We start from the raw sequence: 21,376 nt of genomic DNA on the forward strand, positions 1-21,376 counted from the left end.
CGAGACGGATCACGGGCTCAGTCGGGCCGGGGGGGGGGGGGGTGGGGTCGATGCTGAACGCGTCGTGCTTGGTGCCCGACGGTGCCGCGGCCCCGCGCCCCCCACCGACCGCGCACTTCATCACCGAGAACCGGTTGCCGTTGACCTGCGCATTGTGCGCCAGGCGCGCGAAGTTCTGGCTCGACGGTTCGATCGCCAGGGTGCGATGCGCACCGAACGGCGCGCTCGACACCAGCACCGACCAGTAGCCGTAATTCGCACCGCAATCGACCAGCGTGTAGTCGACGTCGGCGGCGTCGCGGAACAACAGGTCCAGCTCGATCTCGTAAGAGTAATCGCGCTGCAGCAGCTTGCTCCAATAGCCGTCGCCGTAGGGAAACACGAAGGTCGCGTCGGGATTGAGCTTGATCGCGATATCGCGCTCCGGCAGCGCTTTGCGCATCAAATTCGCCGCGGCGTTGTAACCGCGATACGAGAAGGTCGACGACACCCGCGCGCCCATCACCAGCGCACACGCCGCGACGCGCTCGAGGGCGCCGGCGCCCTCGAGAGCGCCGGTGGCGCGGTCAAACTGGATGGGCCCGGGTGCGTTCACCGATCGACCTCTCCGAATACGATGTCGAGCGAACCGAGGATCGCCGAAACGTCGGCGAGCAGATGGCCGCGGCTGAGGAAGTCCATCGCCTGCAGATGCGCAAAGCCCGGCGCGCGGATCTTGCACTTGTAGGGCTTGTTGGTGCCGTCCGAGACCAGATACACGCCGAACTCGCCCTTCGGCGCTTCGACCGCGGCATAGACTTCGCCGGCAGGGACGTGGAAGCCCTCGGTGTACAGCTTGAAGTGATGGATCAGCGCTTCCATCGACCGCTTCATCTCACCGCGGCGCGGCGGGAAGATCTTGTGGTCGTCGACCACCACTGGGCCCTGCCCGGCCGGTTCGCGCAGCTTGGCGATGCACTGCTTCATGATCCGCACCGCCTGCCGCATCTCTTCCATGCGGATGTGGTAGCGGTCGTAGCAGTCGCCGTTCTTGCCGATCGGCACTTCGAAATCGAGTTCGGCGTAGCACTCGTAGGGCTGCGCCTTGCGCAGGTCCCAGGCAGCGCCCGAGCCGCGGACCATCACGCCGGAGAAGCCCCAGGCCCAGGCCTGATCCAGCGTCACCACGCCGATATCGACGTTGCGCTGCTTGAAGATGCGGTTGTCGCTGAGCAGCCGGTCGAGATCGTCGACCACCGCCGGGAATGCGTCGCACCAGGCATCGATATCGTCGACCAGCTTCGGCGGCAGATCCTGATGCACGCCGCCGACGCGGAAATACGCTGCGTGCATCCGGCTGCCGGATGCGCGCTCGTAGAACATCATCAGCTTTTCGCGCTCTTCGAAGCCCCACAGCGGCGGGGTCAGCGCGCCGACGTCCATCGCCTGCGTGGTGACGTTGAGCAGATGCGACAGGATGCGGCCGATCTCGGCGTACAGCACGCGGATCAGTTGCGCGCGGCGCGGCACCGCGATCCCCAGCAGCTTCTCCACCGCGAGGCAGAACGCATGCTCCTGGTTCATCGGCGCTACGTAATCGAGCCGATCGAAATACGGAATGGCCTGCAGATAGGTCTTCTGCTCGATCAGCTTTTCGGTGCCGCGATGCAGAAGGCCGATATGCGGATCGACCCGTTCGACCACCTCACCGTCGAGCTCCAGCACCAGACGCAGCACGCCGTGCGCCGCCGGATGCTGCGGGCCGAAGTTGATGGTGAAGTTGCGGACGCTGGCAGCGTCGGGAGCAGCAGCGTCAGCCATGGAGCGGGCTCCGCGTCAAAGCGAATAGCGAATTACGAACAGCGAACGAGGTCACGACTTCACTCCCGCCTTCTCGTCTCCGGGAAGGACCGGATAGTCAGCCCCTTCCCAGGGCGATAGGAAGTCGAACTTACGGAACTCCTGATTGAGCCGCACCGGCTCGTAGATCACCCGCTTCTGGTCGTCGTCGTAGCGAACCTCGACGAACCCGGTCAGCGGAAAATCCTTGCGCAGCGGATGACCTTCGAAACCATAATCAGTCAGCAGCCGGCGCATATCGGGATGACCGGTGATGATGATGCCGTAGAGGTCGTAGGCTTCGCGCTCGAACCAGTCGGCGCCGGGGAAGACGTCGATGATCGACGGCACCAGCGTGGTCTCGCCGACTTCGGCCTTGACCCGCACCCGCTCGTTCAGCTTCGGCGACAGCAGGTGGTAGACGATCTCGAACCGCTCCGCGCGACCCGGATAATCGACCGCGGTCATGTCGATGAAGCTGATGAAGCGGAAACGCGGATCGTCGCGCAGCAGCCGCATCACCTCCACGATTTTGCCGGCATCGACGGTCAGCGTGAGCTGACCGAACGCGACGGAGTGACCGGTCGCGATTCCCGGCAAGGCGCCGACGATCGTCTGACCCAGGGTGTCGAGCCCGTTGTCGTCCATGAAACAGCCTTCTTCAGCGTTCGATAGTGCCGGTCCGCCGGATTTTCTTCTGCAGCAGCATCACGCCGTACAGCAGCGCTTCGGCGGTGGGCGGACAGCCGGGCACATAGATGTCGATCGGGACGATGCGGTCGCAGCCGCGCACCACGGAATACGAATAGTGATAGTAGCCGCCGCCGTTGGCGCACGATCCCATCGAGATCACGTAGCGCGGCTCCGGCATCTGGTCGTAAACCTTGCGCAGCGCCGGGGCCATCTTGTTGGTCAGCGTGCCGGCGACGATCATCACGTCGGACTGACGCGGCGACGCACGCGGCGCGAAGCCGAACCGCTCGGCGTCGTAACGCGGCATCGACAGCTGCATCATCTCGACGGCGCAGCAGGCGAGACCGAACGTCATCCACATCAGCGAGCCGGTGCGCGCCCAGGTGATCAGGTCATCGGTCGCGGCGACGAAGAAGCCCTTGTCGGACAGCTCGCGGTTGACGTTGAGGAAGAACGGATCGTCCGCCCCGACCGGCTTGCCGGTGTTGGGGTCGATGATGCCGGTGGCGGGCCGCGCGATCAGCGGCTGCGCGCCGGTCGGATATTGCGACGGCGTCGGCTGCATCGTTTCAGGCCTCAATCCCATTCCAACGCGCCCTTCTTCCATTCGTAGGCAAAGCCGACGGTCAGGACGCCAAGGAATACCATCATCGACCAGAAGCCGGTCGCGCCCAGCTTGCCGAAGGCAACCGCCCACGGAAACAGAAATGCGACTTCGAGGTCGAAGATGATGAACAGAATGGCGACGAGGTAGAATCTGACGTCGAATTTCATGCGGGCATCGCTGAAAGCATTGAATCCGCATTCATAGGCGGAGAGCTTCTCGGGGTCCGGTTGCTGATACGCCACCGCGAACGGCGCCACCAGCAAAACGAAGCTCAAACCAGCCGCAACGATGATAAAAACGACGATTGGCAGGTAGTTAGACAGAATGCCACTCATCACCCGTTCCCTAACCCCGCGGCTGTTGCGCTGCCGCAGACTCGTTCGCATTTGAATTGTTCTACCGCTTAGCGCAGTGCAACAGGGGGCGCAAGCCAAGCTGTGGCAAGACCGAGGTCCTCGGCGTGAATCCGATCCTCACCTGCACGAATTCGTGACTCATCATTCACAACCGAACTCGTCAACGCGTTAGAAACCATACGCAGCGCGGACGAAACCATTTTCGGAACCGGCGAAACTTTCCTGAAACACACGCAAGGCTATCGTCCGTTTGTCGACGCGGCAATAACAAGCGCCGCGGGGAGGCAGCGATGAACCACTCTTTGCATTCAGCGGATCGTGCGACCCACCTGAAGATCGTGGTGGTGGCTCTCATCGCAGGTATCAGCGTAGCAGCGCTGGGGATTACAGCCCGCACCACCGCAGCCGACAGCCAGACGGCCCAGGTCATCAAGGCCACCAAGCAAATGACCGTCACGGACTCTGGCCGCTCGACAGTGAGATAGCCACCCATCCCCGACCGCGCATCAGCGGTAACAGAGGGTTGAGAAGGCCGCCACCTCGGCGGCCTTTTGCATAGCAGCCAGATGCAAACAGCAAGCATTCGCGTGCATCATCCACAGCGCGCGCCAGTGCCCTCGCCTGCTGTCCGCTTATCGAGCCAGCGACCCGCAGACTCAGCCTGAGAGCCCGACTGGACATGCGGGAAATGAAATCGAGCATTTCGTCATGCCCAGCCGTGTGCCGGGCATCCACGTCTTGCAGCGAAACAGCGAGAAAAGCGCGGATGGCCGGGACAAGCCCGCCCATGACGAAACTCATCGCCAATGGGACGGCTTATGAGAGCCTTTGGATGTGTTGCCCGCATTTCCGGTCGGGCTCTGAAGCCCAAACGGCAGACAGCGTCGGACCGCGATGAGTTCGCTGTGAAGTTCAGGAGGTTTCAGAGGGGGACTGCAGTGCGCCAATCGCCATCGTGGCGAAGTGGCGCGAGAGACGGGGCTCGAACCCGCGACCTCCGGCGTGACAGGCCGGCGCTCTAACCAACTGAGCTACTCCCGCGTGGTTTTGCGTCAACCGCCGCAGTGGCGGTCGAATTAAAGGGCTCGCTCCCCCAAGTCAAGCGGCTTGAGGCAGAGATTCCCATTCTCGTGCACAGCCTTTGCATTTCGCCTTTAATGTCGGCATTTTTCGACACCCGAATGCAAATAATGCGCTGTTTACGGGGCAAACGACGTAGGCAGCGCCCACCCGAATCGTCTAAGCCCTGCTACGTCTTAGTTTCTAAGCCGCCACACACAGCAGGAGGGCTATATGGCGAAGAAAGCAGTTGCCAAATCCGCGACGCCGGCGACGGTGACCCTGAAGCATCTCGCAGCGGCGCTCGCGGAAGAGCACGAGCTGTCGAAGAAGCAGACCGAAGCCATTCTGGGCGACATGGTGACCCGCATCACCAAGCACCTGAAGAAGGGTGAGCGCATCCGGATCGTCGGCCTCGGCATCCTCCAGGTTCGCAAGCGCGCCGCCCGCATGGGCCGCAACCCGGCCACCGGCGAGCAGATCCAGATCAAGGCCTCCAAGAAGGTGGCGTTCCGCGCCGCCAAGGAACTCAAGGAAGCGATCTGATTCTGCTTCCAGAGCGTTTTTCAGCGGCCGACTCGGTTGTCCCGGGTCGCGTGAAAAACGCTCGTCGCAGCAATGCGCTGGAGTGCGGGTCCTGACTTGGATCGGGATCGGAACTCCAGTTCAGATTGAAGAACGGCAGGCTCGGGCATCCGCCCCGCCTGCCGTTTCTTTTTGGCGGCGCAGCACGCCGCTCACTGGGTCGCGCCGCAGGTCAGGACCGGATATCAACAGGAACGCCGCGTGCCCGAAGCGCATGGTCCCGCGTTCGGGTGCTGCGAGCCTGCAAGGGAGTTCGGACGTGACCGCGATTAACTTCGACTTCACCGTGTTGGAGCGTTTTCTCCGCTACGTCACCATCGACACCCAATCGGACCCGCATTCCGAATCCTGCCCGTCCACAGAAAAGCAGAAAGACCTCGGCGCGCTGCTGGCGCAGGAGCTGCGCGAACTCGGACTCGCCGACGCGCATCTCGACCAGCACGGCTACGTCTACGCGACGATTCCCGCGACCACCGCGAAGCAGAACGTCCCGGTGATCTGCTTCTGCGCCCACATGGACACCTCACCCGATTGTTCAGGCGCCGGTGTCAAACCGCAGGTGTGGAAGGACTATCAGGGCGGCGACATCGTTCTGCCGGGTGATTCCTCACAGGTGATTCGACGCGCGGAGCATCCGGCGCTGTCGAATCAGATCGGCCACGACATCGTCACCAGCGACGGCACCACCCTGCTCGGCGCCGACAACAAGGCCGGCGTCGCCGAGATCATGGATGCGGCGCGTTTTCTGCTGGCGCACCCGGAGATCAAGCACGGCACGCTCAAGATCCTGTTCACCCCGGACGAAGAAATCGGCCGCGGCGTCGACAAGGTCGATCTCGCCAAGCTCGGCGCCGATTTCGCCTACACCATGGACGGCGAAAGCGCCGGTCATATCGAGGACGAGACGTTTTCGGCAGACAGCGCGCTGATCACCATCGAAGGCGTCAGCGCCCATCCGGGATTCGCCAAGGGCAAGATCGAGCACGCCATCAAGATCGCCGCCGCGATCATCGAGCGGCTGCCCAAGACCGGCTGCTCGCCGGAAACGACCGAAGGACGCGAAGGCTTCCTGCATCCGATCGGAATCACCGGCACGCTGGAGAAGGCCAGCGTCAGCTTCATCGTCCGCGATTTCACCGAGGCCGGGCTGAAGGACAAGGAGACGCTGCTGCAGAGCATCGTCGAAGAGGTGATGCTGGATTATCCGCGTTCGCGCGCCAGGATCGAGATCCAGCCGCAATATCGCAACATGAAGCAGGTGCTCGACCGCCATCCAGAGCTGGTCGAGAACGCCCGCGAAGCAATCCGCCGCGCGGGGCTGACGCCGGTCACCGCCGCGATCCGCGGCGGCACCGATGGCGCGCGGCTGTCGTTCATGGGGCTGCCCTGCCCCAACGTGTTCGCCGGCGAGCACGCCTTCCACTCCCGTCTGGAATGGGTCAGCCGTCAGGACATGGAGAAGGCGGTCGAGACCATCGTGCATCTGGCGACGATCTTCGAAGAGCAGGCCTAGCAACGATCGCGCGGCTCAGCCGCGCATCCGGTGAAGCGCAGAGCGGCCACCGTTTTGTCCCAATCGTTGGACCGCCACCCTGGAATCAGTTCTGAGTTCCCGTGCCGCACGAACTGCCTGCGCGCGACACGGAGACATTCGGATGATTTGCGCCCGCTTCGCATCTTTGGCGTCTGCTCGACGGGTCGGGATCGCTGCGCTGATCGCAGGGGCGCCCCTCCTCCTCGCCGGCTGCAAGGAGGAGAACAAATACGCAGCGCCGCCACCGGCCAAGGTCACCGTCGCCAAGCCGACGCAGGCGCCCGTGACGCTCTATGCGGAATTCACCGGCAACACCTCGCCGGTCGCCTCGGTCGATCTCGAAGCACGGGTGCAGGGCTTTATCGAGAGTATCGATTATCTCGACGGTGAAGCGGTCAAGAAGGATCGCGAGCTGTTCAAGATCGAGAAGGCCCAATACCAGGCCCAGGTCGACCTGCAGCAGGCCCAGCTCGACGGCGCCAAAGCCAAGCAGGCCAACGCCCAACGCGAAGCCGACCGGCAGTCGATCCTCGGCCAGAGAGACGTCGCCTCGCAGCGCAACGTTGACGACGCCCAGACCAATCTGGCGGCCGCCAACGCCCAGGTCGCAGCCGCCCAGGCATCGCTGGCGCTGGCCAAGACCTCGCTCGGCTACACCACGGTGACGGCACCATTCGACGGTGTGGTGACCCGGCGCCTGGTCAACGTCGGCACCCTGGTCGGATCGGCCGGCCCGACCAAGCTCGCCACCATTCTTCAGGTCGATCCGCTGTACGTGTATTTCAACATCACCGAGCAGCAGCAGATCAATCTGCGCGACGCGCTCGCCAAACGCGGTAAGACGCTGAAGGACATGCGCGAAGAACGGCTGGAGATGCCGATCCAGGTCGCGCTGTCGTCCGACACCTCGTTCCAATATGCCGGCAAGGTCGACTACATCGCGCCGCAGGTCGATCCGTCGACCGGGACGCTGCAGCTCCGTGGCACACTGCCGAACAAGGATGTGGCGCTGGTGCCCGGTCTGTTCGTGCGGGTTCGCGTCGCGGTCGGCAAGCTCGACGACGCGCTGTTGATCAACGACACCGCGGTGATGTCCAACCAGACCGGCAGCTACGTGATGGTGGTCGGCGCCGGCGACGTGGTCGAGCAGCGCCAGGTCACGCTCGGCCCGCAGGAAGGGCAGCTCCGGGTCATCACCAAGGGCCTGAAGGCCGACGACCGGGTGGTGATCGGCGCGATCCAGCGCGCGATCGCCGGCAACACCGTCGCGCCGGTGGCCGGAGCGATGGCGGCCGCCCCGACGGCGCCGACACCGGCCCCCGCCGCGCTGAGCCCTGGAGCCGAATCCGGTACCGCGAAACCCTGAGCCCACCGGCCCTCACGAGGCGTTGCCCATGTTCTCGCGCTTCTTCATCGAACGGCCGGTGTTGTCCAACACCCTCGCCTTCCTGATCGTCCTGCTCGGCGCCCTGGCGCTGATGCGGCTGCCGGTGTCGCAATATCCCGACGTGGTGCCACCGACGGTGTCGGTCACCGCGACCTATCCGGGCGCCAGCGCGCGCACCGTGATGGATTCGGTGGCGCTGCCGATCGAGCAGCAGGTCAACGGCGTCGAGGGCATGATCTACATGCAGTCGACCAGCGCCAGTGACGGCAGCTACAGCCTGATCGTGACCTTCGACATCGGCACCGATCCGAACATGGCGCAGGTGCTGGTGCAGAACCGGGTGTCGCTGGCCAGCGCGCAATTGCCGACGTCGGTCTCGACCCAAGGCCTCAACATCAAGAAGAAGTCGACGGCAATTCTGCAGTTCGTCAGCCTGTATTCGTCGGACGGCCGCTACGACAATCTGTTTCTCGCCAACTACGCCAAGATCAACATCCAGAACGAGCTGGCCCGGCTGCCCGGCGTCGGCGACGTCTCGGTGCTCGGCTCCGGCTCCTACGCGATGCGGATCTGGCTCGATCCGGACAAGCTGCAGAGTTACGGCCTGACGCCGAGCGACGTGATCAGCGCCGTGAAGCAGCAGAGCAACCAGGTCACCGCCGGCCTGGTCGGCGGCCCGCCGGCGCCGTCGATCGTCAATTTCCAATACGCGCTCGACGTCGTCGGCCGCTTCAACGAAGCGACCGATTTTGAGAAGATCGTGGTCAAAGCGGTCGATCAGGGCGGCGGCCAGCTGGTGCGGATCGGCGACATCGGCCGCGTCGAACTCGGCGCCTCCTCCTACGGCCAGAACGCCACGCTCGACGGCAAGCCCTCGGCTGCGATCGCGATCTCGCTGCTCTCGGGCGCTAACGCGCTGTCGGTGGCGCAGGCGGTCAACGCCAAGATGAAGGAGATGGCGGGCTCGTTCCCGGCCGGCCTCGACTACAAGGTGTCGTTCGACAGCACCAAGTTCATCACCGCTTCGGTCAACGAGGTCTACGAAACGCTCCTCATCGCCGCCGTGCTGGTGCTGGTGGTGATCCTGATGTTCCTGCAGGACTGGCGGGCGATGCTGGTTCCCGCCACCACCGTGCCGGTGACGATCATCGGCGCGTTCGCGGCGATGTCGGCGATGGGTTTCACGGTCAACACCACCAGCCTGTTCGCGCTGGTGCTGGCGATCGGCATCGTGGTCGACGACGCCATCGTCATTGTCGAAGGCGTGTCGCGGCACATCGCCGGCGGCATGTCGAGCCGCGAAGCCGCGGTGAAGGCGATGTCCGAGCTGTTCGGCCCGATCATCGGCATCACGCTGGTGCTGATGGCGGTGTTCCTGCCCGCCGCCGCCCTGCCCGGCCTTACCGGCAAGATGTATCAGCAATTCGCGCTGGTGATTGCCGCCACCGCGCTGATCTCGGCGGTGAATGCGGTGACGCTGAAGCCGACGCAATGCGCGCTATGGCTGCGCGCGCCGGTGCCGCCGGAGCAGCGCGGCATCGTCTATCGCATCTTCAATGCGGTGTATGCGCGCTGCGAGGCCGTGTATGCGGCGCTGATCCGCCGCCTGGTCGCGTTCAGCATCCTGACCACGATCGTCGGCCTGGTGCTGGTCGGGGTCGCGTTCTATGGCGTGTCGCGGGTGCCGACCGCCTTCCTGCCCTCCGAAGATCAAGGCTATTTCATCATCAGCCTGAAGCTGCCGGATGCGGCTTCCGCCGGGCGCAGCGACGCCGCGGTCGCCAAGGCGGTCGAGCTGGTGCGCAAGACTCCGGGCGTGGAAAGCGTGATCGGCGTCTCCGGCGTCTCGCCGCTCGACAATAACGCCACGATGTACAACGCCGGCATGCTGTACGTGGTGCTGCACGACTGGGATCAGCGCAAGACCAAGGATCTCAGCATCGACGCGATCGCCGCCAAGGTGCGCGCCGCGCTCGGCCAGCTCGACACCGCAACTGCGCTGGTGCTGTTGCCGCCGCCGATCCAGGGCATCGGCAACACCGGCGGCTTCACCATGATGGTGGAGATGAAGAACGGCAGTTCGGACTTCCTGGCGCTGCAGAACGCCACCGAACAGCTCGCCGCCAACGCCTCGACCCAGAGCGGCATCACCCACGCGGCCTCGACCTTCAAGGGCAACGTCAAGCAGCTCCGCCTGGTGGTGGACCGGATGAAGGCGGAGACGCTCGGCGTCACCGTCGGCCAGGTGTTCTCGGCCGTCGAAAGCTATCTCGGCTCGACCTACGTCAACCAGTTCACCAAGTTCAACAACGTGTTCCAGGTCTACGTCCAGGCCGACGCGCCGTTCCGGCTGCGGCCCGACGACGTGTTGAAGCTGAAGGTGAAGGGTAGCAATGGCCAGATGGTGCCGGTCGGCGCGGTCGCGTACCTGACCGACGAAGTCGGCCCGCCGCTGATCACGCTATACAATCTGTACCCGGCCGCAACGCTGGTCGGCAGCCCGGCGCCCGGCTTCAGCTCCGGCGAAGCGATGTCGCTGATGAGCGAAGTCGCCGCCAAGTCGCTGCCCGCGTCGATGGGCACGGCCTGGACCGGGATGTCGTATCAGGAGCAGGTGGTCGGGGATCAGATCTACTACGTGTTCGCGGTCGCGCTGCTGCTGGTGTATTTCGTGCTCGCCGGACAATACGAAAGCTGGCTGCAGCCGCTGGCGGTGATCCTGGCTGTGCCGCTGACCCTGCTCGGCACCGTCGCGGCGCTGGAATGGTCGGGTCTGCCGAACGATCTCTACACCCAGATCGGCATCGTGCTGCTGATCGCGCTCGCGGCAAAGAACGCGATTCTGATCGTCGAATACGCGCGCGAGAAATGTATGGAGGGCATGCCGGTCGCCGAGGCTGCGGTGGAAGCGGCGCGGCTGCGGTTCCGGCCGATCCTGATGACCTCGTTCGCCTTCATCTTCGGCATGCTGCCGCTGGCGCTCGCCACCGGCGCCGGTGCCGGCGCCCGCGTCTCGCTCGGCATCGCAGTGGTGGCCGGCATGCTGGCCTCGACCGGCCTCGCCGTGCTGTTCGTCCCGGCGTTCTTCGCGGTGCTGCAGCGGATGGGGACGCGGCGCGAGCCTGCGGCCTCTCCGGCCGAGGGCTAAGGGCCGCCGAGACTGCGCAAAGCTGGATCGGCCCTAAGCCGGTCCAGCTTGCCTTGCGCAGACCATGGCCCCCGCGGTAGATAGGCGCGGCGGGCGGCTAGCTCAGCTGGTTAGAGCATCTCGTTTACACCGAGAGGGTCGGGAGTTCGAATCTCTCGCCGCCCACCATGGTTCTCGCACCGCTGCCCGAGGCTCCTGGCGTCTGCCACCCACCACCAGCGTTCGACGCGGTCACGCCATCCGACTTCTGCGCGCCGACCCAGAGAAAATTGTTCTCCACTGGTGAACGATCTCCGAACGTCCCGAGATGCCGTTAGGGATCGGCCAACAGCCGATGCGGACTTCGGTACCGCAACGCACCATCTACTACCCAGCATAGTACCGACAGCAGCCTTATCGGCTGTCCGTGCGCTCTTGAGCGGCGAAAGTGCCGGTAAATGTACTAACGAGATATCCATCTACCCCCGGTAGTGAAGAGGACATCAAGACGCCGGCTGGGGTGGTCAATGGCAAGGGTTGGGTGGAACGCACGGGCGCGCAGCCTGTTGCGAGGACCGGGGAACGTGTCCGTGCGATGGATCGTCGGGATCGGCGTGCTGCTGATCGCCGCGATCTCGATCGTCACCGCCTGGATGATCGCCGACGGCCGTGAACGCGTGCTGCGCAACGCCGAACGCGAGCTCGGCAACACCGCGCTCCTGCTCGCCCGCCAGTTCGACCGCACCTTCGAGACCCTCAACGCCGATCAGAGCGACACCGCTTCCTCGCTCGAGCAAACCTTCCCGCTGGCCAAGGCGGTGTCGACCCACACGCTGCTGGCGCTGAAAGCCGGTGAGCTTGGCGACTTCGACCTGTTCGACGTCGGCGGCGCGCTGATCAACTCCTCGCGCGGCTGGCCGCTGCCGAATGTGGAGATCGGCCAGCACCCCGGCTTCAAACGTTGGATCGCCGACTACGAGCGTGACGAGGGCGAAGCCGAGTTCATCCGTGATCCGGTGCGTGGCAGCCTGGCGCTGACCCTGGTCAAGCGGCTGCGCGGCCCGACCCGCGAGACCGCCGGCATCCTGACCCGGACGATTCCGAACACCTGGTACGAGAACCTCGCCTCCTCAATCGTACTCGGCGAAGACGCCTCGATCGCGGTGTTCACCAGCGGCGGCACGCTGATCACGCGCTGGCCGCGCTTCACCCAGGCGAACGGCCAGAACTTCCTCGATTCCGAACTCAAGCCGCTGTTCCTGCATCCGAGCGTCACCGAGCGGGTGAACAGCCCGTTCGACGGCGCCGAACGGCTCGCCGCATCGCGGATGCTGACCAAGCAGCCGGTGTTCGTGGTGGTGTCGCGCTCGGTCACCGGCGTGCTGTCGAGCTGGTGGCGCGAGCTGTGGGTGATGGTGGCGGTCGCATGCGCCTCGGCGCTCGCGGTCGCCGTGGTGCTGTTCCACCTCGGCCGCCAGATCATCCGGCAGGAAACCGATTTGCGAAAGCGTTACAGCATCGCGGTCGACAACATGGCGCAGGGCCTGTCGCTGTTCGACTCCGCGGGACGGCTTTTGCTGTTCAATCAGCGCTATCTCGATTTGTACGGCCTGCCCGCCGACGCGCTGAAGCCGGGCATGCGCACCTTCGAAATCGTGCACCAGTTGCAGCAGGCCGGCCACGATCCGCATCTGCTCGAATCCTACCAGGCATTCGCCCTCAAGAACGCCGGCACCCACAGTGCGTTCGAGGTCGAATTACCCGACGGCCGGACCATCCTGATTACCCGCGAGCCGATCCAGGGCGGCGGCTGGGTCATGACCCATGAGGAGATCACCGAGCGCAAGCGCGCCGACTCCCGCATTCATCACCTCGCGCACTACGACGACCTCACCGGCCTGCCGAACCGCTCCTCGTTCCGCAAGCATCTCGGCGACGCGCTCGGCGCGATCGAGCCCGGCGATCAGCTCGCGCTGCTCTACATCGACATCGACGAGTTCAAGATCGTCAACGACACCCTCGGTCATCCGGTCGGGGATCAGCTGCTGCAGGTCATCGCCGAGCGGCTGCGGCGCTGCCTGACACCGGCCGACTACGTCGCCCGGCTCGGCGGCGACGAATTCGCCGTGGTGATGGCCGATGCCACCGACGTCCGCGAGCTGGTGGAGAAGCTGCAGTCGACGCTGCGCGACGGCATCGACTGCGCCGGCCAGGTGATTTCGCCCGACGCCAGTATCGGCATCGCGCTGGCGCCCGAGCACGGCTGCGAGGTCGACGATCTGATCGCCAAGGCGGACCTGGCGCTGTACGCGGCCAAGGCCGAAGGCCGCCGCACCTATCGGTTCTTCATGCCGGAGATGGATACCAAGGCCAAAGCCCGGCACGAGCTTGCGACCGAGCTGAAGCGCGCGGTGGCCGAGCACGACTTCCAGCTGCACTTCCAGCCGCTGGTCGATCTGAATTCCGGCGCCATCGCCGGATGCGAGGCGCTGCTGCGCTGGCAGCATCCGCTGCGCGGCTTCGTCTCGCCCGCCGAGTTCATTCCGCTCGCCGAAGACATCGGCCTGATCGAAGACCTCGGCGAATGGGTGTTGGACCACGCCTGCCGTGTCGCGGTCGGCTGGCCGGCGTCGATGACGGTGGCGGTCAACGTGTCGCCGATCCAGTTCCGGCGCGCCACCTTCCCGCTCAAGGTCGCCGCGGCGCTGGCCCGCACCGGGCTCGCCGCCCACCGGCTGGAGCTCGAGATTACCGAGGCGCTGCTGCTGCAGGACAACGAGTCGACGCTGGCGATCCTCAATCAGCTCCGCGACCTCGGGGTCAAGATCGCGCTCGACGATTTCGGCACCGGCTATTCGTCGCTGAGCTATCTGCACCGCTTCCCGATCGACAAGATCAAGATCGACAAGAGCTTCGTCGACACCCTCACCGAGGAAGCCGGATCGGCCACCATCGTCCGCGCGATCGTGCAGATCGCCGCTGCCGGCAACAAGATCACGCTCGCCGAAGGCGTCGAGACCGCCGCCCAGCGCGACCTGCTGCGCCGCCTCGGCTGCCATCAGATGCAAGGCTACCTGTTCAGCCCCGCGCTGCCCGAAGACGCCCTGGCCCGCCTGATCGGCCTCCCCAACGCCGAAACGCAAACGGCGCCCTTTCGGGCGCCGTTGATGTCGGTGTGAGGCTGTCGCCGCCTTAGTGGGCGGTCAGGCCACCGCCGGCTTCGTCGGAGGCTTCCGCGCTGTCCGGGGTGCCGGGCAGCTTGGTGTCCTCTTCCCAGACGATCGGCACCGGCGCGCGGGTCAGCGCGTTGGCGATCACCTCGTCCATCCGCGCCACCGGGATGATGTTGAGACCACCCTTGATGGCGTCCGGAATCTCGGTGAGGTCCTTGGCGTTGTCTTCCGGGATCAGCACCGTCTTGATGCCGCCGCGGGCAGCGGCGAGCAGCTTCTCCTTGAGGCCGCCGATCGGCAGCACCCGGCCACGCAGCGTGATCTCGCCGGTCATGGCGATATCGCGGCGGATCGGGATGCCGGTCAGCACCGACACGATGGTGGTCGCCATCGCCACGCCGGCCGACGGGCCGTCCTTCGGGGTCGCCCCCTCCGGCACGTGGACGTGGATGTCGCGCTTCTCGAAGAACGGCGGCTCGATCCCGAAGGTGATCGCGCGGCTGCGGACGTAGGACGCCGCCGCCTGGATCGATTCCTTCATGACGTCGCGCAGGTTGCCGGTGACGGTCATCCGGCCCTTGCCCGGCATCATCACGCTTTCGATCGTCAGCAGCTCGCCGCCGACATCCGTCCACGCCAGACCCGTCACCACGCCGACCTGATCGTCCTTCTCGATCTCGCCGAAGCGGAACTTCGGCACGCCGAGATATTCCTCGATCTGCTTCTCGTCGATGTGGACCGACTTCTTCTTCGACAGCATCAAGTCCTTCACCACCTTCCGCGCGAGCGTAGAGATCTCGCGCTCGAGGTTGCGGACGCCGGCCTCGCGGGTGTAGCGGCGGATGACGAGCAACAACGCGTCGTCGTCGATCGACCACTCCTTCGGCTCCAGACCGTGCTTGGTCAGCGCCAGCGGGATCAGGTGCTTGCGTGCGATCTCGACCTTCTCGGTCTCGGTGTAGCCGGCGATCCGGATGATCTCCATACGATCCATCAGCGGCCCCGGAATGTTCAGGGTGTTCGCCGTGGTGATGAACATCACGTTGGACAGATCGTAGTCCACCTCGAGATAGTGGTCGTTGAAGGTGCCGTTCTGCTCGGGGTCGAGCACCTCAAGCAGAGCCGAGGACGGATCGCCGCGGAAATCGGCGCCCATCTTGTCGATCTCATCGAGCAGGAACAGCGGGTTCGACGTCTTCGCCTTCCGCATCGACTGGATGATCTTGCCGGGCATCGAGCCGATGTAGGTGCGGCGGTGACCGCGGATCTCGGCTTCGTCACGCACGCCGCCGAGCGACACGCGGACGAACTCGCGTCCCGTCGCCTTGGCAATCGACTTGCCGAGCGAGGTCTTGCCGACGCCGGGCGGGCCGACGAGGCACAGGATGGGGCCCGACAGCTTGTTGGCGCGCGACTGCACCGCGAGATACTCGACGATCCGCTCCTTGACCTTCTCCAGTCCGTAGTGATCGGAATCCAGCACGGCCTGCGCCGCTTCCAGATCCTTCTTCACCTTGGACTTCTTGTTCCACGGGATCGACAGCAGCCAGTCGAGATAGTTGCGCACGACGGTCGCTTCCGCGGACATCGGCGACATCTGGCGCAGCTTCTTCAGCTCGTGCTGCGCCTTCTCCCGCGCTTCCTTGGAGAGCTTGGTCTTGGCGATCTTCTCTTCGAGTTCGGCGAGTTCGTCCCGGCCGTCTTCGTCGCCGAGCTCCTTCTGGATCGCCTTCATCTGCTCGTTGAGATAGTACTCGCGCTGGGTCTTCTCCATCTGGCGCTTGACGCGCGAGCGGATGCGCTTCTCGACCTGCAAGACCGAGATTTCGCTCTCCATCAGGCCGAGCACCTTCTCAAGCCGCTGCGTCACCGACAGCGTCTCCAGGATGCCCTGGCGGTCGGCGATCTTGACAGCGAGATGCGAGGCGACGGTGTCGGCAAGCTTGGCGAAGTCGGTGATCGACTGCACCACGCCGACGACTTCGGCCGAGATCTTCTTGTTGAGCTTCACGTAGCTCTCGAAGTCGGACACGACCGAGCGGCCCAGCGCTTCGGCTTCCACCGAGCTGGCATCGCTGTCTTCGAGCGCGACGGCGTCGGCCTCGTAGTAATCGGCGCGATCGGTGTACTTGTCGACCTTGGCGCGCGCGAGGCCTTCGACCAGCACCTTGACGGTGCCGTCGGGCAATTTCAGCAGCTGCAGAACGCTGGCCAGCGTGCCGATCTCGTAGATCGCATCGGGAGCCGGATCGTCATCGGACGCGTTCTTCTGCGTCGCCAGCATGATCAGCGCGTCGTTCTTCATCACCTCTTCGAGGGCGCGGATCGACTTCTCGCGGCCGACGAACAGCGGCACGATCATGTGCGGAAACACGACGATGTCGCGCAGCGGAAGAACCGGATAGGAGTGGCTTTCGCCGTAGGTGATCGATGGCCTGGGTTTGGTGGCGGTCATGGCCCCGTTCCTTTCGTTTTGCCCCCTCGCCCTCGGCCCGCCATCGGCGCTGCCGTCACGAGGTGCGGAGGTGTCCGGTCTTCTCCGGCCGGTCAGGGCCTCGGTCTCCGGAATGATTGAGGCGAATCCTGAAAACGCTTGTCATCGCCGACCAATTAGGTGGCTATCCGGCGGTGGGGTGTCAAGTCGTGGAAAACGCAACGTTTTGTCCGGCTTTGGCGCGGAATGCTGATGCACAGAAACGAGCCGCCACACGCGGCGGCAGCCCGTTCTGATCGTTGCGGCAGCGGCCCGGAGGGCCGCCGCGTCGGCGCTGCGCGTCAGGCGCTGGCGCTGGTCTCGGCCGCACGATCGGTGCGGTCGGCATAGATGTAAAGCGGCCGAGCGGTGCCATCGACCACTTCGCGCGAGATCACCACTTCCTCGACGCCTTCCAGGCCCGGGAGGTCGAACATGGTCTCGAGCAGGATGCTCTCCAGGATCGACCGCAGGCCGCGGGCACCGGTCTTGCGCTCGATCGCCTTGCGGGCGACCGCACCGAGCGCTTCGTCGGCGAAGGTGAGCTCGACGTTCTCCATCTCGAACAGCCGCTGGTACTGCTTGACCAGCGCGTTCTTCGGATCGGTCAGGATCTTCTTCAGCGAGTTCTCGTCGAGGTCTTCCAGGGTGGCGACCACCGGCAGACGGCCGACGAATTCCGGGATCAGGCCGTACTTGAGCAGATCCTCGGGCTCGACGTGGCGGAAGATCTCACCGGTGCGGCGATCTTCCGGCGCGAGTACCTGCGCCGCGAAGCCGATCGAGGTGGTCCGACCGCGCGACGAGATGATCTTCTCGAGGCCGGCGAACGCACCGCCGCAGATGAACAGGATGTTGGTGGTGTCCACCTGCAGGAACTCCTGCTGCGGATGCTTGCGGCCGCCCTGCGGCGGGACCGACGCCACCGTCCCTTCCATGATCTTCAGCAGCGCCTGCTGGACGCCCTCACCCGAAACATCGCGGGTGATCGAGGGATTGTCCGACTTGCGGCTGATCTTGTCGATTTCGTCGATGTACACGATGCCGCGCTGCGCCCGCTCGACATTGTAGTCGGCCGCCTGCAGCAGCTTCAGGATGATGTTCTCGACATCCTCACCGACGTAGCCGGCTTCGGTCAGCGTCGTCGCATCCGCCATCGTGAACGGCACGTCGAGGATCCGCGCCAGCGTCTGCGCCAGCAGCGTCTTGCCCGAGCCCGTCGGACCGATCAGCAGGATGTTCGACTTCGCCAGTTCGACGTCGTTGTGCTTGGTCTGGTGGTTCAACCGCTTGTAGTGATTGTGGACCGCGACCGAGAGAACCTTCTTCGCATGGTTCTGACCGATGACGTAGTCATCGAGAACCTTGCAGATCTCCTTCGGCGTCGGGATTCCGTCACGCGACTTCACCAGCGAGGACTTGTTCTCCTCGCGAATGATGTCCATGCACAGTTCCACACATTCATCGCAGATGAATACCGTGGGGCCGGCGATCAGCTTGCGGACCTCGTGCTGGCTCTTTCCGCAGAACGAGCAGTACAGGGTGTTCTTGGAGTCGCTCGTACCGACCTTACTCATTTCTATCTCCGTCCGCCGTTCGGTCTTTTCCGGTCATCGCCTGATCCGAGCCGATGCCCGGCAGTCGAGTTTAAAGTTAGCAATTTCCGTACCAGAAAAGACCCCCGCATCAGTCTGGCCGCGAACCGCGACCGAGTTCGAATCCCCCAAGCACTTTCGTCGATCAGGTTCAGCCAATCAGACTGTCACCCGTCTATCAAGAATTCGCTAATCGGCCGGACGCCGGCCGACGTGACAATAGCGTGATTTGTTGCGTCTGCGCGACCCTTGGTCGCTGAAATCAACGCAGCGTTGCGCCATTGTCACGCGGGAGCTCGGCACGAAAGCGGAACATTGGGGCTTTCCTGTGAGAATCCCGAGGGCAGAATCCCCGACCTCGGGACACTCGCGGCTCAGCCAGCCTTCGGGGCCGGCGCGGGATCTTCGGGGCGCTTGTCGATCACCTTGTCGACGATACCGAACTCCCGGGCCATTTCGGCGGTCAGGAACTTGTCGCGCTCCAGCGCATCCTCGATCGCCTTGTAGGTCTGACCGGTGTGATGCACGTAGATCTCGTTGAGCCGCTTCTTCAGGTTCAGAATTTCCTGGGCGTGCAGCATGATGTCCGTCGCCTGGCCCTGGAAGCCGCCGGACGGCTGATGCACCATGATCCGCGCGTTCGGCAGCGAGAACCGCATGTCCTTGTGGCCGGCGGCGAGCAGCAGCGAGCCCATCGACGCGGCCTGACCGGTGCACAGCGTCGAGACCGGCGGACGGATGAACTGCATGGTGTCGTAGATCGCCAGACCCGATGTCACCACCCCGCCCGGCGAGTTGATGTACATCGAAATTTCCTTCTTCGGATTTTCCGCTTCGAGGAAAAGAAGCTGCGCGACGATCAGCGTCGACATGCCGTCTTCGACCGGGCCGGTGACGAAGATGATCCGCTCTTTCAGGAGGCGCGAGAAGATGTCGTAGGCTCGTTCGCCGCGGTTGGTCTGCTCGACCACCATCGGCACGAGGTTCATGTAGGTTTCCACCGGATCGCGCATAAATCACCTGAGGGTTGTCGTAGGCGACAGCTCGCGGGAGCGACAAAAAACGGCTCCGCCGCAGGCGTTCGCCCCGTGATGCAGGACGTGAAGCGAGGTCACAGATATGAGCCGATTGCGCGGCGACAAGGGTGGGCCCCGTTTCCACCTGTGAGTTGATACCGATTCGGCCAATCCCGGCAAAACCGACGAACGGCTTTTCGCCGCCCGCGAGCCGGCTTTCACGCCGCATCGTTAACGGTGCCTGACGACGCAAAACGGCCGCCGTGACGGTATCACGGCGGCCGCAGCGATGATTCTTGAGACGATGCGGATCAGGCCGCGGTCTTGTCGTCCTCGTCCTTGTAGAGCTCCTCGCGAGTGACCGGCTTCTCGGTCACGTTGGCGAGCTCCAGGATGAAGTCGACCACCTTGTCTTCGTAAATCGGGGCGCGGAGCTGGGCCAGCGCTTCCGGATTGGAGCGGTAGAAGTCCCAGACTTCCTTCTCGCGGCCCGGCATCTGACGGGCGCGCTCGATCACCGCGCGGCTGACTTCGTCGTCAGTGACCTGGATCTTGTTCTTCTCGCCGATCTCCGACAGCACCAGGCCCAGGCGGACGCGGCGGTCGGCGATCTTGCGGTACTCTTCCTTCGCGGCGTCTTCAGTGGTGTTCTCGTCGGCGAAGGTCTTGCCGGTCGACTGCATCTCGGCATTGATCGACCGCCACATCACCTCGAACTCCTGCTCGATCAGCGACGGCGGAGCATCGAACTTGTGGGCTTCGTCGAGGCGGTCGAGCAGCTGGCGCTTGACCTTGAGCCGCGAAGCGCCGGCATATTCGGCGGCGAGACGGGCCTTGGCGGCGTCCTTCAGCTTGTCGAGCGACTCCAGGCCGAGGGTCTTGGCGAACTCGTCGTCGATCGTGGTCTCCTGCGGAGCCTCGAGCTTGGTCGCGGTGGTCTCGAACTCGGCCGGCTTACCGGCGAGCGTCTCGCTGGCGTAGTTGGTCGGGAACGTCACCTTGATGGTGCGGGTCTCGCCGACCGCGATGCCGACGAGCTGATCCTCGAAGCCCGGAATGAAGGACGCCGAGCCGATCACCACCGGGATGTCCTCGCCGGTGCCGCCGTCGAACGCGACGCCGTCGATGGTGCCCTTGAACGACACGGTGACGCGGTCGCCGGTGTCGGCCTTGGCGCCTTCCGCCTTGTCGGCATAGGCGCGGTTGGCGTCGGCGATACGCTTGATCGCTTCATCGACGTCGGAATCGGCAACCTCGACCACCGGCTTCTCGACCGAGAAGCTCTTGAAGTCGGCCAGTTCGATCGCCGGAACGACTTCGATCGCGACGGTGTAGTTGAGATCGGACTTGCCCTCGAGGATGTCCTCGATCTCCTTCTGGTCCTGCGGCATGGTGATCTTCGGCTCGGTCGCGAGCCGGAAGCCACGCTCGGAGAAGATGCCGTCATTGGTGTCGCGGACCAGCTTGTCGATGGTCTCGGCGGCGACCGAACGGCCGTAGACGCGCTTCAGGTGAGCGGTCGGCACCTTGCCCGGACGAAAGCCGTTGAGGCGCACCTTGTCCTTCAGATCGGCGAGCTTCTCGTCGATCTTGGCGTCGATGTCCGCAGCCGGGACATTGACCTGGAATTCGCGCTTCAATCCGTCGGCAACGGTTTCCTTGACCTGCATGGCGTCAATCTTCTTCTCTTGGCTCCGGCCGAAGGACCGGAAATGGTCGAACTGTACGATGCGGCCTCGCGGCCTGCACCATCGGGTTGGCGGACATCCGTCCTGGCGGACGGCCCTCCGAAAATCGTCATGAGCAAAAGCACTTGCGTGGTGCGGGCGGAGGGACTCGAACCCCCACAACTTTCGTCACTGGAACCTAAATCCAGCGCGTCTACCAATTCCGCCACGCCCGCGAAGAGCATCATGTCCGGCCGCGATGCCGCGGGCGGCGGCTTATAGCATG

The 21,376-nt window shown here is 64.3% G+C and carries 15 protein-coding genes and 3 tRNA genes; 7 read left to right on the forward strand and 11 right to left on the reverse strand.

The window, feature by feature from the left end; all coding sequences use genetic code 11:
• The 5 genes from VRZ08_RS02175 to VRZ08_RS02195 form a co-directional block, all read right to left on the reverse strand.
• The coding region (locus tag VRZ08_RS02175) for an FkbM family methyltransferase (RefSeq protein ID WP_414531431.1) at nucleotides 1–595 on the reverse strand (595 nt) is incomplete at its 3' end.
• Nucleotides 592–1,800, reverse strand: a complete 1,209-nt coding sequence (locus tag VRZ08_RS02180; RefSeq protein WP_107344845.1) for an NADH-quinone oxidoreductase subunit D — start codon at nucleotides 1,798–1,800, stop codon at nucleotides 592–594. The genes VRZ08_RS02175 and VRZ08_RS02180, both read right to left, overlap by 4 nt.
• 51 nt (nucleotides 1,801–1,851) lie before the next feature.
• The gene (locus tag VRZ08_RS02185; protein ID WP_107344846.1) at nucleotides 1,852–2,466 is read right to left on the reverse strand and encodes an NADH-quinone oxidoreductase subunit C; all 615 of its coding nucleotides are present in this window, start codon (nucleotides 2,464–2,466) and stop codon (nucleotides 1,852–1,854) included.
• A gap of 13 nt (nucleotides 2,467–2,479) precedes the next feature.
• Nucleotides 2,480–3,097 (reverse strand): NuoB/complex I 20 kDa subunit family protein, encoded by a 618-nt coding sequence (locus VRZ08_RS02190; protein WP_408018706.1) that lies wholly within the window; start codon nucleotides 3,095–3,097, stop codon nucleotides 2,480–2,482.
• On the reverse strand, nucleotides 3,088–3,453 hold the full coding sequence (locus VRZ08_RS02195; RefSeq protein WP_011158501.1) for an NADH-quinone oxidoreductase subunit A: 366 nt from the start codon (nucleotides 3,451–3,453) through the stop codon (nucleotides 3,088–3,090). Before VRZ08_RS02195 ends, VRZ08_RS02190 begins: the two co-directional genes overlap by 10 nt.
• Nucleotides 3,454–3,764: 311 nt before the next feature.
• Here VRZ08_RS02195 and VRZ08_RS02200 point away from each other — a divergent pair, with 311 nt between their 5' ends.
• Nucleotides 3,765–3,959, forward strand: a complete 195-nt coding sequence (locus tag VRZ08_RS02200; RefSeq protein ID WP_107355922.1) for a hypothetical protein — start codon at nucleotides 3,765–3,767, stop codon at nucleotides 3,957–3,959.
• Nucleotides 3,960–4,438: 479 nt separating this feature from the next.
• On the opposite strand, the gene VRZ08_RS02205 is transcribed toward VRZ08_RS02200, so the two are convergent.
• Nucleotides 4,439–4,515 (reverse strand) — tRNA-Asp (locus VRZ08_RS02205).
• 252 nt (nucleotides 4,516–4,767) lie between these two features.
• Here VRZ08_RS02205 and VRZ08_RS02210 point away from each other — a divergent pair.
• The 6 genes from VRZ08_RS02210 (at nucleotide 4,768) to VRZ08_RS02235 (ending at nucleotide 14,345) form a co-directional block, all read left to right on the forward strand.
• Complete coding sequence (locus VRZ08_RS02210) at nucleotides 4,768–5,079, forward strand: HU family DNA-binding protein (RefSeq protein WP_011158502.1); 312 nt, start codon at nucleotides 4,768–4,770, stop codon at nucleotides 5,077–5,079.
• 253 nt (nucleotides 5,080–5,332) lie between these two features.
• A complete protein-coding gene (gene pepT / locus VRZ08_RS02215; protein WP_414531432.1) occupies nucleotides 5,333–6,631 on the forward strand; it encodes a peptidase T in 1,299 nt (432 codons plus the stop codon).
• A gap of 142 nt (nucleotides 6,632–6,773) precedes the next feature.
• Nucleotides 6,774–8,018 carry an efflux RND transporter periplasmic adaptor subunit gene (locus tag VRZ08_RS02220; RefSeq protein ID WP_414531433.1) on the forward strand — a complete coding sequence of 415 codons (1,245 nt, stop codon included), beginning with the start codon at nucleotides 6,774–6,776 and terminating at the stop codon, nucleotides 8,016–8,018.
• A gap of 28 nt (nucleotides 8,019–8,046) precedes the next feature.
• The gene (locus tag VRZ08_RS02225; protein ID WP_414531434.1) at nucleotides 8,047–11,187 is read left to right on the forward strand and encodes an efflux RND transporter permease subunit; all 3,141 of its coding nucleotides are present in this window, start codon (nucleotides 8,047–8,049) and stop codon (nucleotides 11,185–11,187) included.
• Nucleotides 11,188–11,278: 91 nt separating this feature from the next.
• Nucleotides 11,279–11,355, forward strand: a tRNA-Val gene (locus VRZ08_RS02230).
• A gap of 395 nt (nucleotides 11,356–11,750) precedes the next feature.
• Entirely contained in the window at nucleotides 11,751–14,345 is a 2,595-nt protein-coding gene (locus VRZ08_RS02235) for an EAL domain-containing protein (RefSeq protein WP_414531435.1), read from the forward strand.
• A 13-nt stretch (nucleotides 14,346–14,358) separates the two neighbouring features.
• On the opposite strand, the gene lon is transcribed toward VRZ08_RS02235, so the two are convergent.
• From lon to VRZ08_RS02260, 5 genes are all read right to left on the reverse strand, one after another.
• Nucleotides 14,359–16,794: an endopeptidase La gene (lon, locus tag VRZ08_RS02240; RefSeq protein ID WP_107355927.1), complete on the reverse strand. Its 2,436-nt coding sequence runs from the start codon at nucleotides 16,792–16,794 to the stop codon at nucleotides 14,359–14,361.
• Nucleotides 16,795–17,114: 320 nt separating this feature from the next.
• The gene (gene clpX, locus VRZ08_RS02245; protein WP_011158509.1) at nucleotides 17,115–18,389 is read right to left on the reverse strand and encodes an ATP-dependent Clp protease ATP-binding subunit ClpX; all 1,275 of its coding nucleotides are present in this window, start codon (nucleotides 18,387–18,389) and stop codon (nucleotides 17,115–17,117) included.
• 392 nt (nucleotides 18,390–18,781) lie between these two features.
• Nucleotides 18,782–19,420 (reverse strand): ATP-dependent Clp protease proteolytic subunit, encoded by a 639-nt coding sequence (locus tag VRZ08_RS02250; protein WP_107344854.1) that lies wholly within the window; start codon nucleotides 19,418–19,420, stop codon nucleotides 18,782–18,784.
• Between the two features lie 314 nt (nucleotides 19,421–19,734).
• Entirely contained in the window at nucleotides 19,735–21,093 is a 1,359-nt protein-coding gene (tig, locus tag VRZ08_RS02255; RefSeq protein ID WP_414531436.1) for a trigger factor, read from the reverse strand.
• A gap of 148 nt (nucleotides 21,094–21,241) precedes the next feature.
• Nucleotides 21,242–21,326 (reverse strand) — tRNA-Leu (locus VRZ08_RS02260).
• Between the last annotated feature and the right edge of the window lie 50 nt (nucleotides 21,327–21,376).

Source organism: Rhodopseudomonas sp. G2_2311, assembly GCF_047501505.1.
Taxonomy (GTDB): domain Bacteria; phylum Pseudomonadota; class Alphaproteobacteria; order Rhizobiales; family Xanthobacteraceae; genus Rhodopseudomonas; species Rhodopseudomonas palustris_H.